The 677-nt window shown below is 51.0% G+C and carries 2 protein-coding genes; both read right to left on the bottom strand.

Annotated elements, in window-relative coordinates:
* The coding region (locus tag ACR0IP_RS23315) for a GFA family protein (RefSeq protein ID WP_480528184.1) at positions 1-272 on the bottom strand (272 nt) is incomplete at its 3' end.
* Positions 273-313: 41 nt separating this feature from the next.
* Positions 314-607 (bottom strand): putative quinol monooxygenase, encoded by a 294-nt coding sequence (locus tag ACR0IP_RS23310; protein ID WP_039522545.1) that lies wholly within the window; start codon positions 605-607, stop codon positions 314-316.
* Positions 608-677 lie beyond the last annotated feature (70 nt).

Genomic DNA, 677 nt, shown 5'->3' with positions numbered 1-677 from the left:
AGCTTTCCAAGGCGGATCATGTAGCTGCTAAAAACGCCGACGCCGCAATCCCTACAGCGCGTAATAATCTGACCTTTCCCGCTCGGAGTGGAGAGCTCATTTTCGGTGATTGGCCCTTTGCACGTCACGCGATCAGCCTCAATGATGGCGTTCAAGACGTAGGCTGATCCGGTTTGTCGCTGACATTCGCTACAGTGGCAGCAATGCACGAACATGGGTTGTGATGTCATCTGATACGTTACGGCTCCGCAGCCGCATTTCCCTTTGATCATTATTTCCCTCGAGTTGTTTTCTAGCGTTCAAGCCATGGCCCTTATTGGACCAGCTCATAATGCTTGATAGAACGCGACTCGACCAATTCCGCCTCCGCCGGATCGATATGCGGGCTCTGATAGTTTTCGCCGACAAAAGCCTTTAGTGCCTCTAGGTTTTCCCACACCATGACAAAGCTGAATTCTCGTGGTGTGTCAGCACGTGCGGCACCAGGAAACACTTGAACGATGCCCTTAGTACCTCTCATCAAGGGTATAGCTGTTTCATGGAAGAACTTGCTGAACTCTTCCTCTTTGCCTGGCCGAGTCACGACCTGAAAGATGCGCATGATCATTCGTCCGGCCTCCGTAAAGTACGGTTCCTGAATGTATGAGCGCCTCTGGTTCTATGACCATATCATTTTG

The sequence above is a fragment of the Ruegeria sp. AL11 genome, from assembly GCF_056540865.1.
This window is presented reverse-complemented; position numbering and strand designations above follow the sequence as displayed.

Excerpts from the sequence above, each read along its gene's own strand:
- ACR0IP_RS23310 (WP_039522545.1), bottom strand. The coding sequence starts at position 607 with ATGATCATGCGCATCTTTCAGGTCGTGACTCGGCCAGGCAAAGAGGAA.